Origin of the sequence: Planococcus dechangensis (assembly GCF_042654465.1) — a bacterium.
In the GTDB taxonomy this organism is placed as follows: domain Bacteria; phylum Bacillota; class Bacilli; order Bacillales_A; family Planococcaceae; genus Planococcus; species Planococcus dechangensis.
Genome location: NZ_JBHSGL010000005.1, coordinates 1,802,260 through 1,815,619, shown reverse-complemented (window position 1 = coordinate 1,815,619; position 13,360 = coordinate 1,802,260). Strand labels below are relative to the sequence as shown.

Below are 13,360 nucleotides of genomic sequence, written 5' to 3'. Positions count from 1 at the left end.
GGGTGGACTTCCTTCTTTTTTCAGAAAATTTCGTGTGAAGTTGGGCGGCTTTGTGAAAACGCCACCAAAAAGACCAAATTTTGTGTTACGCTTGAGTTCAAAAGACTTCAGTATTAATGGAAGGAGGAGCTCGAATGGAATTAGAAATCGGTAAATTGGCACCCGAGCTGGAAAAGCTGCTGACGATCAATCACCATGTAAAGGAATATCAAAAAGGCGATTATCTATTCCGTGAAGGGGAGCCGGTAAAAGGGCTCTACATCCTCCGCTCCGGCAAAGTTCAGATTGGCAAAGTGACTCCAGATGGCCGCGAACTGGCATTGAAGATTTGTGGAACTGGACAAATGGTCGGTGAAATTACCGTGTTCGCAGAAGGCGCAACGTATATGCTCGATGCCCGCGCACTCGCTAAAACCGTGTGCTTGAAAATTCCTGTGGAGGAGCTGGAGCAATCACTGGAGAAAAATCCGCAGCTTGCGATGGCGTTCATGAAATGGATGGGCATCGACCAACAAAAAACACAAACCCGTTTCCGTGACTTGTTGTTGCATGGCAAAAAAGGGGCTTTGTATTCGACCTTGATCCGCCTTGGCAATAGCTATGGAGTAGAAGCGGAAGGCGGCTTATTGATTGATGTCGCGCTGACCAATCAAGAGCTGGCGAATTTCTGCGGCATGAGCCGTGAAATGGTCAACCGGATGTTGGGCGATTTGCGGAAGCAAGGAACCGTCGGCATGAAGGACGGCAAGATTGTACTCTATAATATTCCGAAGCTGAAATTCGAGATCAATTGCGAGGAATGCCCGATTTATCTATGCAAAATCGACTGATTTTAAAAGACTGCCGTAACGGCAGTCTTTTTATTTTGGTTTTTTATATAGGGTAAGGTGAGGGATTTCAGACTTTTCATCTTAAACCGCTAATGCTATGAGACTGCGCTGCAGGGGCACGCTTGCCGGGGGGCGGGTGTTGAGCCAATGTGCGCGGCACATTTGTCTCGCCAGCCCGCGCGGTCCCCCAGGCGTCGGCCCCTTCCGCTCCGTCTTTAAATTTAGAGTGAAGGATAAGTTTTTAAAGCTTCTCAAATTAGGTTGCGACAGAGATGTGTCATTGTCGCCAGTATCTCTTTTATGGAAGTGGATGTGAAAAATAGAAATCCGAAAAATGTTCTCATCATCTATTGAACGAATATATTTTGTTTTCCATTCAAAACACCATTCCAAAGCAAGGCGGCGAATGCGACAGCGACGCCTCCGTAAAAGCACACACGTATCCGCACGCCAACTCATCTGACTTAAAAAAACTAGGGAAGCGATTCCCCAACCGGCGGATACATTTTATAGAAGCAGATGCCCATGTCACTCGGCCCGTTCAAGGAAATCTACCAGCCGACTGCGTCCCGGGTGAGCCGAAGCTATTAGACAGGCGTTCTTGCTGGCTCATTGCGAAAGGACAACCCAAAGCAGGCCGGCGAACCATCAAGCGACGCCTCCGCAAAAGCCCATACATATCCGCACACCCATTCCAACTTACTACACCTGGAAAAAACACTAGGGAAGCGATTCCCCCTCGGGCGGATACATTTTATAGAAGCAGATGCCCATGTCACTCGGCCCGTTCAAGGAAATCTACCAGCCGACTGCGTCCCGGGTGAGCCGAAGCGATGAGACAGCGGGTTTCTGGCTCATCGCGGGAGGCCAACCCAAAGCAGGCCGGCGAATGCCACAGCGACGCCTCCACAAAAGCACATGAATGTCCGCACATCCATTCCAACTCACTACACTCGAAAAAACACTAGGGAAGCGATTCCCCCTCGGGCGGATACATTTTATAGAAGCAGATGCCCATGTCACTCGGCCCGTTCAAGGAAATCTACCAGCCGACTGCGTCCCGGGTGAGCCGAAGCGATGAGACAGCAGGTTTCTGGCTCATTGCGAAAGGACAACCCAAAGCAGGCCGGCGAACCATCAAGCGACGCCTCCGCAAAAGCCCATACATATCCGCACACCCATTCCAACTCGCTACACCTGAAAAAAACACTAAGGAAGCAACGCCCGACCCTTACCAATCCATCCACCAGACAGCCAGCTTAAAACGCTGGCTTTTTTTATTTGGCAAAAATATGTACAGCGAAAAATAAAAAGGAGCAGGTGTGATTTATGTCACAGCTAAACCGAAACTTAGGTCCTATGCTAAAGGAAACAGTAAACGAGCAAAGAGGTGGAAACAATGGATAAGAAACAAACAGGCCATGACGATGTGAATTTAAAGGGCACGCTCGTCAGCGTGTTCTTCGTCGGCGCCGTCATCATCGCGATGTGGGTCGCTGTTTACTTGATGTATGTAGCAAGATAAGAAAAGGAGAGATTGATCATGCATTTGCATAAATACGAGAAAATTTGGCTTAGCTTCGGCATCGTCTCGCTCATTGTCTTTTTGAGCGTCGTCGGCGTCAGTGCTTTTTCGCAAGATCATACCCCGTCCGGCGGGATGGATATGATCGACCCGGAAAAAGTCAACGAGACCGCCCCTTTCGATAACCCGGGCGTCACACAATTGGACGAAGATACATACCAGGTGGCGATTGTCGCACTGGCTTTCGGCTATACCGCCCCGGACTTGCGCGTTCCGGCCGGCAAAGAAATTATTTTTAAAGTTACCAGCACGGACGTCGTGCACAGTTTCACCATCGACAACACGAAAGTCAACATGATGGTCGTTCCAGGACGCATCACGACTAAATCTTACACATTTGAAGAACCGGGTAAATATTTGATTTTGTGCAATGAATATTGCGGCACCGGCCACCATATGATGTATACAGAAATTGAGGTGTACTAAAATGATCGCATATGCAGACCGCAAAATTGCTTTATGGCATATCGGCGTAGCTTATACCGCTTTTCTCATCGGCACGCTCATGGGAGTGTTGCAAGTATTTGTCCGAAATGATTCCTTGGCTCTTCCGGCATGGCTTGATTACTATCAAGTACTGACCGCGCACGGTGTTTTACTCGCACTTATTTATACGACTTTTTTCATTTTTGCATTCTTCATTACAGGCATGAGCAAAAGCCTAGGCAGCTTCGGCCCGAAAGTCCGTCTGTATTCTTGGATCGGCCTTTGGGTGACGCTGCTCGGCACGGTCATGGCGACGGTGCTGATCCTGATTGGCGAGGCATCTGTCCTCTATACCTTCTATGCCCCGATGCAAGCAAACGGCTTTTATTATGTCGGGCTCGCGCTCGTCATCGTCGGGACATGGATTTCCAGTTTTGCATTGGTCGGCCATTACCTCGTCTGGCGCCGGCGCAATAAAGGTCAGCTCAGTCCGTTGTTTGCCTTCATGACCATTACCACCATCATTATGTGGATCATCGCCTGTCTTGGCGTTGTGGCAACGGTGCTGTTCCAGTACATTCCGTGGGCATTCGGCTGGACGGATACGATCAACGTTGAACTAAGCCGCTCGCTGTTCTGGTATTTCGGCCACCCGCTCGTCTATTTCTGGCTGTTGCCAGCGTATATCGCTTGGTACACGATTGTGCCTAAATTGCTTGGCGTGAAAGTGTTCAGTGATTCCTTGGCGCGCCTCGCGTTCGTCTTGTTCATCTTGTTTTCGATTCCCGTCGGTTTCCACCACCAATTGACGGAGCCCGGCATTTCGAACTTCTGGAAATTCCTGCAAGTGGTCTTAACGTTTATGGTCATCGTGCCATCACTCATGACGGCGTTCTCGATGTTTGCGACCTTTGAAATTTCAGGACGCAAAAAAGGCGGCACAGGCCTATTCGGCTGGTTCAAGAAACTGCCGTGGAAAGATGTCCGCTTCACATCGATCTTTATCGCCATGGCGTTTTTCATTCCGGGAGGCGCCGGCGGCATCATCAACGCCAGTTTCCAGTTGAATGAAGTCGTCCACAACACGCTATGGATCGTCGGCCATTTCCATATCACAGTCGGTACGCCGGTTGCGATGACGTTTATGGGTCTGACGTTTTGGCTCATCCCGTATTTGACGGGACGGCGCTTTACCAAACGCATGCAGATTCTCGGCTTTGTCCAGATTATCACTTGGTCGATCGGCATGCTGCTCATGTCGACAGCACAGCACGTACTCGGACTGCTAGGGGCACCGCGCCGCACGGCTTACAGCGGCTACAACAACCACCCCGCTGCGCTGGAATGGTTTGAGGGCATCGTCTCGAATCACGTGACGATGGCAATCGGCGGCAGCATTTTATTCCTGTCGGCAATGATTTTGATGTATATCGTCATCATGACGATGTTCGTCTCGCCAAAAGCCGAGACGCCTGAACAAATAGTGGAATTTCCGCTGGCGGACAGCGATATGTCCAATACACCAAAATGGCTGGAAAACTGGTGGATCTGGATCGGCATTGCTGCTGTATTAATTGTCGTTGCTTACGCCATTCCGCTATCACATATGATTCAACACGCACCGCCAGGATCTAAAGGGTTTATTACATGGTAGGAGTTGAGGACAATGTTCACGATGACACTCGCATTAATTGCCATTTTCATCGTTTTTACCGCCATGCTTGTTGAGCTGTCGGTGACAGACGAAGAATAGCAGGGAGGTTCCGCTAGCTGATGCTAGCGGAACCTCTTTTTGCATGGCTGCGGTGTTTTCCGGTCAGGCTGGAAATTGTATTGAGCAAGGATTTTCTATATATTTAGAGGGAAAGAGGTGTCTATAATGGGCTGGATGGACTGGATTTTTACCGGGGTGAGCGTAATATGGCTTGTCGAATTTATCGTTTTTAAAAACCGTGAGACCGGGCAAGGCGATCCGGTCGAGAAAAAAACTTTCTTGGCGATTTTCATGTCGCTCCTTGCGACCATCGCCGGCGCTTATGCACTGCAGGAATTGGGTGGGTCGGAAAGCGCGGCGGCTGTGTTGAAGCCAGTCGGATTGGTGCTGCTCGCTCTCGGTGTATTTTTGCGGTTCTGGGGAATTATCCATTTGAAATCACAATTCACGCGTCACGTGACGGTTCGCGAAGGCGATGCCATCGTCAGCAGCGGACCATACCGCAAGCTGCGGCATCCACTGTATACGGGTTTGTTTTTGATCGGCATCGGCATGGCACTGTATTTCACCAGCCCGATCGCCGCAGGCATCGGCGGATTGCTGCTGGCATTTACACTCAATAAGCGCATGCAGCACGAAGAAGCATTGCTCGTTGAAAAGTTCGGCACGGAATATGAGGAATGGATGAAGCAGCGCGCACGGCTGATTCCGTATATTTATTAAGCAAACCCATCACCGAAAAGTTTGAACGGTCCTGAAAGAAATCTTTCGGGACCGTTTTTTATATGCAGGAAGTGAGCATATTAATTTACATCGTATACGATGTAAATTAATATAGATCGTGTAAGATCTAATTCTTGGAGGGATGTAAAAATGAAAACTTTATTTGAAACGACCATGATCAACAGCGGCGGACGCGAAGGCACCGTTTATTCATCGGACAATATCTTCAATCTCGATGTCGCGAAACCTGTCGCGCTCGGTGGCCAGCCGAACACAGCGACCAACCCGGAGCAATTGTTTGCAGCAGGCTACAGCTCTTGCTTCAACAGCGCGCTGGACTTCGTGTTGGAACGTGATAAAGTGAAAGTAACGAACAGCGAAGTCACTGCGACCGTTTCTTTGCTCGGCGATAAAACAGACGGCGGCGTGAAACTCGCGGTACGCCTCGAAGTGGACATCGACGGTTTGGAAGACGGCAAGAAACAGGAGTATGTCGACAAAGCCCACGCATATTGCCCGTATTCCAAAGCCATCAAAGATTCGGTAGACGTGGAAATTATCGTTCGATAAGCAGAAAAACAGGTGATGACATGGACAAACCAACCAAACTGGAACAGCAATTATGCTTTGAAGTGTATAAAGCTTCGAGCAATTTCTCGAAACTTTATGCCAAAACGCTAGAGCCGTTCGGCCTGACCTTTACGCAGTATTTGGTCTTGCTCGTGTTGTGGGAAGAAGATGGCTTGACGATGAAAGAGATCGGCGGGCAACTCGGGCTCGGCACCGGCACGCTCAACCCGATCATCAACCGCATGATCGAAAACGGCCGTGTGATCAAAGAGCAATCGATCGAAGACCGGCGTGCTTTCCGCATTTCCTTGACCGAACAATCGCGTGCGGATGAAAAGCCGATCGAGCAGGCCATTCACGACAAGATCACCAGCTGCAATTACCTCGACGTCAATGCGATTGAGCTGATGAAAAACTTGAAAGCCTTGAATGCGTTTTTCAGCGAGATGGATCTGTGAAAATTCATGGAAACAGGAGTGGTGAATGATGGGAATCTATGATATTAAGGTCACCAATGCCAGCGGGGAAGAGTACAAACTCGAACGCTACAAAGGCCAGCCGATGGTCATTGTCAACACGGCGACCAAATGCGGCTTGCGCGGCCAGTTTGACGGCCTCGAAAAAATTTACCAGCGCTATAAAGATGAAGGTCTTGTCGTGCTTGGCTTTCCGTCCGATCAATTCGGCCAGGAAGTCGGGGAAGCGGCAGATGCCGAATCGTCGTGCCGCATGACTTACGGCGTCACGTTTCCGATGCACGATATCATCAAAGTGAACGGAAAAGAAGCGCATCCATTGTTCAGTCATTTGACATCGAACACGAAAGGCTTCCTGTCGAGCGGCATCAAATGGAATTTCACGAAGTTCCTTGTCGATCCGAACGGCAAAGTCGTGGCGAGGTTCGCACCGAAAGATACACCCGATTCGATGCACAAAGACATCCAGAAAGTGCTCGGGGCCTAAACAAGAATTGTTCACGAAAGCGGCGGGATGTGTTAAGCTGAACGTCACGATGTGTGAACGGGAGTGAAAGAAATGAGCAAAGCAAAACCGAAAGCGAAAAGCGGCATTGGCAAAGGAACCGGCAAAAAAGGCTGGAACCGTTGGGAAAAAGGCAAAAACAAAGCCAAGAGTTACAAGCCATATACGAGCAAAGACAATAAAGAAGTCACCGGCCAAAAAGGAAAGCAGCCACAACAAGCTGAATCCGAATGGGTTGATGGATAACACGAGCCGCGCATGCAATTGCGCGGTTTTTTTATTTCCTGGGAAATAACAGCGGACTGGATGGAGGTGGAGATTGCATTCCTCCTCCAGTTTTGTGTTTTCGAAAAAAAAGCACGCCCAATGATCATGGGCTGTGCTGGTCGAATCCGCTGCTGTTGTGGGCGTTCTCTGCTGAGTGGTTGGCGTAATGGTTATTTGGGTTGGTATCATGCGGTTTGCGGTCTTTGAAATTATCCTGTCTGTAATCGACAAATACGCCGACCGCGACCAAAGCGGCGATAAATCCAAGAACATACATAACTTCAGCCCCCTTTTTTATAAGTATAACCAAAATGGGAGATTCTTACACAACTATTTATTCACTTTATATCAGTGAAATTGATAAAAAACCAATAGGCACGAATCCAAATAAGCTGTACCTTGAATAGTAGACATTAAGTAGAGCAACAGTCACCCTTTCACATTCCACAATCAGTGGAATATCGAAGCGGCCGCGCGCATAAAGGTGAGACGAAGCAATAAGACAAATGCTTTTCTTGGCTTATTGCGGGAGGCCAACCCAAGGCTGCGGCTAATGTGGCGATGAAAAAATCAGCCCTCTCATTCCACCACTTCCAGATTCCAGCTAATATCCCCAAATTCGATACTTATAAACCCGCATCAAAAAACAACTACAAATGGGAAGTTTTATGCTTGAAACAGTTAAACGCCTAGCCCCTTTTTCACTTTCTGATGGTAGACCCTAGAAAATACTTGCGGCTAAATTGGAAAAGGTCTATAGTTAAAACTACAAGATTTGGTGTTTTAATTAATATATGACACCATATATAGTGATACCGCAATGAAGGTGCCCAATATGGGCTTAATAGGGAATCCGGTGGAAAACCGGAGCTGTTCCCGCAACTGTAAGCGCAGACGAACCATGATGATCCCACTGTCCAATGGACGGGAAGGGCATGGTGAGAGTGACGCGCGAGCCAGGAGACCTGCCTTTGTTGTCGTTTTGCTCTTCTCCGGGAATTGGGAAGGATGACAAAGGTTGTGTTCGCGTGGTCGTAGTATGCCCACCTTCTTAACTTGCGTTTATGCCCCCATTCTCTCCGGAGAGCGGGGGCTTTTGTGTTTTTTTAAAAGGAGGATATCAGCATGTATAAAGAACAACTTCCGGCCGGTGTGTCGAGGACCATCCAGTCCCGGCTCGTCTTGCCGCCGGATACGAACCATATGGGCACGATTTTCGGCGGAACGGTGCTCGCTTATATTGATGAAATCGCAGCGATTGCGGCGATGAAGCATAGCCGGCACGCAGTCGTCACCGCCTCTATCGACAACGTCAATTTTCTGTCATCGGCGAAAGTCGGCGATATCCTGATCTTGGAAGGTGTCGTCATCTCAACGGGCCGGACATCGATGGAAGTGTATGTTAAAGCGGAATGCCAGCACATCGAAAGCGGCACGCGCAGTTTGACGACAACCGCCATTTTATCGATGGTGGCAGTTGATACAGAAGGACGCCCGACACCGGTCGCAAGCGTGGTACCAGAAACTGAAAATGAAAAACGATTGTTTGAAAATGCACAGGAACGAAAAGAACGCCGCATGAAAGCGAATGAATACGCGAAGGAGTTGTGCTGAGATGATATTAGAAACAGTAGCAAGGGATAAAAAGATTCAAGATGCATTAGACCGGGTGTCGATGGACGAGCCGCATTGGACATTTGAAGCGGCAGGATTATATTTGGAGAAACTATACGAACAAGCGGCTGAGACGCGCGGCTATAGCGCAGCGAACAAATACGATGACTTCTACGGATTGATTGAAGGGCTTAGCCATCTCGGCATTTATTCGAAAGATTTGATGGGAGCTTATTCGGAAGAAGAGATCCGCTTATTGGGACGTGAAATTGCACCTGAGCGCGACGAGCTATTCAATTACATCGGCTTGTTCTTGCTCGCCGACCGCTATTTGGCAAAAGACTACGACGGCCGTGTGTGGGAGCTGCCGCAGGAGCGCTTTTTGATCATCGCCATGACTTTGATGCAAAAAGAACCGAAAGTGCGTCGCCTGGAACTCGTCAAAGAGGCATATTGGGCGATGAGCAATTTGTATATGACAGTCGCCACTCCAACTTTATCGAATGCCGGGAAAAGCTTCGGGCAAATGTCTTCGTGCTTTATCGACACCGTAGCGGATTCGCTTGACGGCATCTACCAGAACAACTGGGATGTCGCGCGCCTCAGCAAAGATGGTGGTGGCCTTGGCGTCTATTACGGCAAAGTCCGTGCGCTCGGTTCGGACATCCGCAAGTTTAAAGGCAATTCATCCGGCGTTATCCCGTGGATTCGCCTGCTCAACGACACCGCCGTCAGCGTCGATCAACTCGGCCAGCGCCAAGGTGCAGTAGCCGTCTATTTGGATGTCTTCCATAAAGACATCATGAACGGCTTCCTCGACTTGAAAACCAATAACGGCGACGAGCGCCGCAAAGCGCACGATATTTTCACCGGCGTGTCGATTCCGGACCTGTTTATGCAAAAGCTGCAGGAAACGGATGAAAACGGCCGTAGCATTGGTGAGTGGCATACGTTCTGCCCGCATGAAGTCAAACAAGTTATGGGCTGGAAAGACGATCAGGGCAATTCGCTAGGCTTGGAAGATTTCTACGACGAAACCGACCGCAAATATTTCACCGAGAAATACGAAGAAGCTGTCGAGCATCCATTATTGCCGAGAAAATCTGCACGTGCGATGGATATCATGGCACGTATCATGGTGTCACAGCTCGAGACCGGCACGCCGTATATGTTCTACCGCGACGAAGTCAACCGCGGGAACCCGAACAAGCACTTGCGCGGCATCGGCAAAACATCCATCTACTGCAGCAATCTTTGCAGTGAAATCGCACAGAATATGTCGCCGACAGAAATCATTAAAGAATATAAAGACGAAGAAGGCAATTTGGTCACTGTGAAAAAACCGGGCGATTTCGTTGTCTGCAACCTGTCGTCAATCAACTTGCCAAGAGCGGTGCAAGCGGACGTCTTGTCCCGCTTGATCCCCATTCAATTGCGCATGCTTGATAACGTTATCGATTTGAATACGATTTCCGTCGGCCAGGCGGAAGTGACGAATGAGAAATACCGCGCTGTAGGATTAGGAACATTCGGTTGGCACCATTTACTGGCGCTTCGCGGCATCCATTGGGAGACGCAAGAAGCAGTCGATTATGCCGATACATTGTATGAAGAAATCGCCTGGCACGCCATCCGCGCATCAGCGGGACTGGCAGAAGAAAAAGGCGCATTCAGTGAATTCACCGGTTCTGAATGGCATACGGGCGAGTATTTCGAGCGCCGCAGCTACAAGGGAGAGCGCTGGGACGCCTTGCGCAGAAAAGTATCTGCATCCGGTGTGCGCAACGGCTGGATGATGGCGGTCGCACCGAACTCGTCGACCGCGAAGATCGGCGGCTCGACAGACGGCATCGACCCGCTATATGCAGTTGAATACGCAGAAGAGAAGAAGAATTTCCGCTTTAACGTCACAGCACCGGACCTCAATCACCGGACGTATGACTATTACCGGCGCGCGCGCCACGTGCTGGACCAGAAATGGAGCATCCGCCAAAACGCGGCGAGACAGCGCCATATCGACCAGTCGATCAGCTTTAATCTATACGTGCCGCACACGATCCGCGCCAAGGAATTACTGGAACTGCACCTCGAAGCGTGGAATTGCGGATTGAAGACGAGCTATTATGTACGCAGCACGTCGCAGGAAGAAATCGAAGCGTGCGAGGCATGCGAAAGCTAAGGAAGGATGAGGAGTATGCAAACTTTAACGAAACAACCATTGATGGACCCGGATGCACCGAACCGCTCGACCGCCATTGTCGGCGGTGAGAGCTCGGGTCTGCTCAACTGGAATGATATCGCCCACCCACATATGTATGAACTGTACCAGGCGCTGCTCGCCAACTTTTGGAAAGCGCAGGAAATCAATATGCAGGATGATATCAAAAACTGGGACTCACTGTCGGATACCGAGAAAGATGTCTTTTTGCGCATCAACACGCAGCTTGCTTCTCTCGACAGCCTGCAGACGCCGACGATGACCCAAGTGATGGATTATGTCAGCGATTCGAGCTTTAAATCGATTTTTGCCGTCATCGCCCAGCAGGAAGCGGTCCATACCGAGTCGTATTCTTACGTCCTCAGCTCGCTTGTGCCGCTCGATGAACAAAACCGGCGCTTTGACGAAGCGAAGAACGACCCGCTCGTCAAAAAGCGCAACGCACGGATCTTGTCTGCGTACGAAGCGTTCCGCCATGAGCCGAACTTGGAAAACCTGTTGAAGCTGTCGGTAAACTCGATCAACTTAGAAGGCATTTATTTCTACGCTGGTTTTGCGTTTTTCTACCATCTCGCTCGCCAGCAGAAAATGCTCAAGACGAGTACGATGATCAGCTATATCCAACGCGATGAAATGCAGCACGCTTATTTCGTTTCGCAGTTTATCCGCATCTTGATTGCGGAAAACCCGGAGCTCGCGACAGATAGCATGAACAACTGGATCCGCGAGGAAGTGGCGCATGCTGTCGAACTCGAAAAAGAATGGGCACAGCATATCCTCGGAGAAATCGATGGTCTGGATCTCGATGAGTTCAACGAATACGTCGAGTATTTGGCAAACAAGCGGCTGCGCCAAATCGGCCTCGGCAACCTTTATGAAACGCGCGACAACCCGATGCCGTGGATCCGGGTGTTTGGCGACGATATGATGAACAGTACGAAATCGGATTTCTTCGAGCAGAAATCGCGTGCCTATACGAAAGTGTCGGAGTCGAATGGCTTTGATGAATTATAAGCCGGCTGCGGCGATTGTCTATGCCTCTGCCACAGGCCATACGGAGCTCCTTGCGGAAATGGTCGAACAAGCGTTGAGTGAACGGGGATTGGCTCCAGATCGGTTCCGGGCAGACCAGTTCGACCCGATACAACTCTCACGTTATGATATTGTTTTAGTGGGAACCTATACATGGGCGAATGGTGAAGTGCCGAAGCAGCTGCACAAGCTGTTTTGGGAATTCGAAAATCTGAGCCACTCGCCTATTACCGCTGTTTTCGGAACTGGCGACCGGTGTTTTGCCAACTATTGCGGAGCGGTCGACCAGTTCCGGGATATGCTTTATGCCCGAACGGCGCTTGCGGCGACCTTGAAAGTAGAACAGATGCCCTCTGAAGAAGACCGTGTGAGATGCCGCCAGTTTGCGAAAAGTGTAGCTGCCAAATTCCACGAGCAAGCGCATCTATTTGAAACGAGCAAATGATACAGACTTTCCGTTTTTCTTGTCCTCCCAGCGGGTATAGGGCTAATAACAAATAAAACGGAGGAGGATGAAGATGGCACAGCACAAGTGGTTGAAAGTTGGCGCAGCGGCAATCCTGTCTACCGGAATATTGGCGGCTTGCGGCGGCGATGAAGAGGAACCGCAAATGGAGCAAGAGACGGATGTTTTACCGGGCAATGACGATCTGGAAGAGACCGACCCTGACGTAGAAATTGATGAGGAAGAGGAGATGGAAGAAGACACGGAAGACTAAGGCGCGTGAGCTAGAAGCTAGGTCAACTGTTTCCTTTTTTGATGATATCTTTTATAATTGAAACAGAGCGGGAAGCCATAGTATTTCCGATTGAACATCCAAACGAAGCATACTCAAGAACAATACTGCAATTTTGGTAAAATGGAACAGACGATAGTGCTGAAACCAACGCCGAAAAGAACCTGATAAAAGGTTCTTTTTGGCGTTTTTTTTTAATTTCTGCCTGAAAACGAAAGGGGAGAACAATGAAAATAGAACAGACGATTATGGATTTGGCGGAGCGGGTCGGGAGTTTGCTCGAAGCGGAAACCGACACGACCGATATGGAATGTCTTATCAAAAAAAGCCGGACTGTGGAAATCCACTTGCATACAAGAAGCTTCAATTGCACGCTCGAACACGATATCTCATTTAAAAACCTCCAACCGGACGGCACTGCAATAAATAACGCCGATATTTTCCTGCTGCCCGAAGAAGTGCCGGTTTTCACTGGGGCTTTGCAGCAATTCCGGATCGCCTTGCCGACAGAGTTCGAGCAAAGTATTGATTCGAACCCGAACATTGTCTGCTTGCGCTTAGTCGCGGAAGAACCGCCTGAACATTTTGCGGCCCGCCTCGCAGCTGCTTTGCAGACGATCGATTAATAGAAAAGGCCCGAATGTGGGAACATTCGGGCCTTTT

The 13,360-nt window shown here is 49.5% G+C and carries 17 protein-coding genes and 1 riboswitch; of the genes, 16 read left to right on the top strand and 1 reads right to left on the bottom strand.

What is annotated here, in order from left to right; genetic code table 11:
• Window positions 1-134 precede the first annotated feature (134 nt).
• The 10 genes from ACFO5U_RS12110 to ACFO5U_RS12065 all read left to right on the top strand — a co-directional run bounded on the left by ACFO5U_RS12110 (window position 135) and on the right by ACFO5U_RS12065 (window position 7,075).
• The gene (locus ACFO5U_RS12110; protein WP_377279322.1) at window positions 135-830 is read left to right on the top strand and encodes a Crp/Fnr family transcriptional regulator; all 696 of its coding nucleotides are present in this window, start codon (window positions 135-137) and stop codon (window positions 828-830) included.
• 1,016 nt (window positions 831-1,846) lie between these two features.
• Window positions 1,847-2,140, top strand: coding sequence for a hypothetical protein (locus tag ACFO5U_RS12105; protein ID WP_377279321.1), 294 nt, complete (start codon window positions 1,847-1,849; stop codon window positions 2,138-2,140).
• Window positions 2,141-2,229: 89 nt separating this feature from the next.
• Entirely contained in the window at window positions 2,230-2,355 is a 126-nt protein-coding gene (locus tag ACFO5U_RS12100; RefSeq protein WP_377279320.1) for a cytochrome C oxidase subunit II, read from the top strand.
• Window positions 2,356-2,373: 18 nt separating this feature from the next.
• Window positions 2,374-2,841, top strand: a complete 468-nt coding sequence (locus ACFO5U_RS12095; RefSeq protein ID WP_377279319.1) for a cytochrome c oxidase subunit II — start codon at window positions 2,374-2,376, stop codon at window positions 2,839-2,841.
• 1 nt (window position 2,842) lies between these two features.
• Window positions 2,843-4,495: a b(o/a)3-type cytochrome-c oxidase subunit 1 gene (locus ACFO5U_RS12090; protein WP_377279318.1), complete on the top strand. Its 1,653-nt coding sequence runs from the start codon at window positions 2,843-2,845 to the stop codon at window positions 4,493-4,495.
• Window positions 4,496-4,720: 225 nt separating this feature from the next.
• Window positions 4,721-5,278: a methyltransferase family protein gene (locus ACFO5U_RS12085; protein WP_377279317.1), complete on the top strand. Its 558-nt coding sequence runs from the start codon at window positions 4,721-4,723 to the stop codon at window positions 5,276-5,278.
• A gap of 150 nt (window positions 5,279-5,428) precedes the next feature.
• Window positions 5,429-5,848, top strand: a complete 420-nt coding sequence (locus ACFO5U_RS12080) for an organic hydroperoxide resistance protein (RefSeq protein ID WP_377279316.1) — start codon at window positions 5,429-5,431, stop codon at window positions 5,846-5,848.
• A gap of 20 nt (window positions 5,849-5,868) precedes the next feature.
• Window positions 5,869-6,306 (top strand): MarR family winged helix-turn-helix transcriptional regulator, encoded by a 438-nt coding sequence (locus ACFO5U_RS12075; RefSeq protein ID WP_377279315.1) that lies wholly within the window; start codon window positions 5,869-5,871, stop codon window positions 6,304-6,306.
• Window positions 6,307-6,334: 28 nt separating this feature from the next.
• Window positions 6,335-6,811 (top strand): glutathione peroxidase, encoded by a 477-nt coding sequence (locus tag ACFO5U_RS12070; protein WP_377279502.1) that lies wholly within the window; start codon window positions 6,335-6,337, stop codon window positions 6,809-6,811.
• A gap of 72 nt (window positions 6,812-6,883) precedes the next feature.
• A complete protein-coding gene (locus ACFO5U_RS12065; RefSeq protein ID WP_377279314.1) occupies window positions 6,884-7,075 on the top strand; it encodes a DUF3934 family protein in 192 nt (63 codons plus the stop codon).
• Between the two features lie 124 nt (window positions 7,076-7,199).
• Here the strand turns inward: ACFO5U_RS12065 and ACFO5U_RS12060 are convergent, their stop codons facing one another.
• Window positions 7,200-7,373 carry a hypothetical protein gene (locus ACFO5U_RS12060; protein WP_377279313.1) on the bottom strand — a complete coding sequence of 58 codons (174 nt, stop codon included), beginning with the start codon at window positions 7,371-7,373 and terminating at the stop codon, window positions 7,200-7,202.
• 530 nt (window positions 7,374-7,903) lie between these two features.
• A riboswitch (cobalamin riboswitch) is annotated at window positions 7,904-8,083 on the top strand.
• A 138-nt stretch (window positions 8,084-8,221) separates the two neighbouring features.
• Between ACFO5U_RS12060 and ACFO5U_RS12055 the strand changes: the two genes are divergently transcribed.
• The 6 genes from ACFO5U_RS12055 to ACFO5U_RS12030 all read left to right on the top strand — a co-directional run bounded on the left by ACFO5U_RS12055 (window position 8,222) and on the right by ACFO5U_RS12030 (window position 13,323).
• Window positions 8,222-8,710 (top strand): acyl-CoA thioesterase, encoded by a 489-nt coding sequence (locus ACFO5U_RS12055; RefSeq protein WP_377279312.1) that lies wholly within the window; start codon window positions 8,222-8,224, stop codon window positions 8,708-8,710.
• 1 nt (window position 8,711) lies between these two features.
• Window positions 8,712-10,889, top strand: coding sequence for a ribonucleoside-diphosphate reductase subunit alpha (locus ACFO5U_RS12050; protein WP_377279311.1), 2,178 nt, complete (start codon window positions 8,712-8,714; stop codon window positions 10,887-10,889).
• Between the two features lie 6 nt (window positions 10,890-10,895).
• Window positions 10,896-11,942, top strand: coding sequence for a ribonucleotide-diphosphate reductase subunit beta (locus ACFO5U_RS12045; RefSeq protein WP_377279310.1), 1,047 nt, complete (start codon window positions 10,896-10,898; stop codon window positions 11,940-11,942).
• Window positions 11,932-12,405 carry a flavodoxin domain-containing protein gene (locus ACFO5U_RS12040; RefSeq protein ID WP_377279501.1) on the top strand — a complete coding sequence of 158 codons (474 nt, stop codon included), beginning with the start codon at window positions 11,932-11,934 and terminating at the stop codon, window positions 12,403-12,405. Before ACFO5U_RS12045 ends, ACFO5U_RS12040 begins: the two co-directional genes overlap by 11 nt.
• A 73-nt stretch (window positions 12,406-12,478) precedes the next feature.
• Window positions 12,479-12,679 carry a hypothetical protein gene (locus ACFO5U_RS12035; RefSeq protein WP_377279309.1) on the top strand — a complete coding sequence of 67 codons (201 nt, stop codon included), beginning with the start codon at window positions 12,479-12,481 and terminating at the stop codon, window positions 12,677-12,679.
• 245 nt (window positions 12,680-12,924) lie between these two features.
• Complete coding sequence (locus ACFO5U_RS12030; protein WP_377279308.1) at window positions 12,925-13,323, top strand: DUF1259 domain-containing protein; 399 nt, start codon at window positions 12,925-12,927, stop codon at window positions 13,321-13,323.
• Window positions 13,324-13,360: the final 37 nt, after the last annotated feature.

Bases quoted from the DNA above. Each gene is read 5' to 3' on its own strand.
- ACFO5U_RS12095 (WP_377279319.1), top strand. From the start codon at position 2,374: ATGCATTTGCATAAATACGAGAAAATTTGGCTTAGCTTCGGCATCGTC.
- ACFO5U_RS12075 (WP_377279315.1), top strand. From the start codon at position 5,869: ATGGACAAACCAACCAAACTGGAACAGCAATTATGCTTTGAAGTGTAT.
- ACFO5U_RS12090 (WP_377279318.1), top strand. From the start codon at position 2,843: ATGATCGCATATGCAGACCGCAAAATTGCTTTATGGCATATCGGCGTA.
- ACFO5U_RS12110 (WP_377279322.1), top strand. From the start codon at position 135: ATGGAATTAGAAATCGGTAAATTGGCACCCGAGCTGGAAAAGCTGCTG.
- ACFO5U_RS12085 (WP_377279317.1), top strand. From the start codon at position 4,721: ATGGGCTGGATGGACTGGATTTTTACCGGGGTGAGCGTAATATGGCTT.
- ACFO5U_RS12050 (WP_377279311.1), top strand. From the start codon at position 8,712: ATGATATTAGAAACAGTAGCAAGGGATAAAAAGATTCAAGATGCATTA.
- ACFO5U_RS12055 (WP_377279312.1), top strand. From the start codon at position 8,222: ATGTATAAAGAACAACTTCCGGCCGGTGTGTCGAGGACCATCCAGTCC.
- ACFO5U_RS12060 (WP_377279313.1), bottom strand. From the start codon at position 7,373: ATGTATGTTCTTGGATTTATCGCCGCTTTGGTCGCGGTCGGCGTATTT.
- ACFO5U_RS12030 (WP_377279308.1), top strand. From the start codon at position 12,925: ATGAAAATAGAACAGACGATTATGGATTTGGCGGAGCGGGTCGGGAGT.
- ACFO5U_RS12035 (WP_377279309.1), top strand. From the start codon at position 12,479: ATGGCACAGCACAAGTGGTTGAAAGTTGGCGCAGCGGCAATCCTGTCT.
- ACFO5U_RS12045 (WP_377279310.1), top strand. From the start codon at position 10,896: ATGAGGAGTATGCAAACTTTAACGAAACAACCATTGATGGACCCGGAT.
- ACFO5U_RS12070 (WP_377279502.1), top strand. From the start codon at position 6,335: ATGGGAATCTATGATATTAAGGTCACCAATGCCAGCGGGGAAGAGTAC.
- ACFO5U_RS12080 (WP_377279316.1), top strand. From the start codon at position 5,429: ATGAAAACTTTATTTGAAACGACCATGATCAACAGCGGCGGACGCGAA.
- ACFO5U_RS12040 (WP_377279501.1), top strand. From the start codon at position 11,932: ATGAATTATAAGCCGGCTGCGGCGATTGTCTATGCCTCTGCCACAGGC.
- ACFO5U_RS12100 (WP_377279320.1), top strand. From the start codon at position 2,230: ATGGATAAGAAACAAACAGGCCATGACGATGTGAATTTAAAGGGCACG.
- ACFO5U_RS12065 (WP_377279314.1), top strand. From the start codon at position 6,884: ATGAGCAAAGCAAAACCGAAAGCGAAAAGCGGCATTGGCAAAGGAACC.
- ACFO5U_RS12105 (WP_377279321.1), top strand. From the start codon at position 1,847: ATGTCACTCGGCCCGTTCAAGGAAATCTACCAGCCGACTGCGTCCCGG.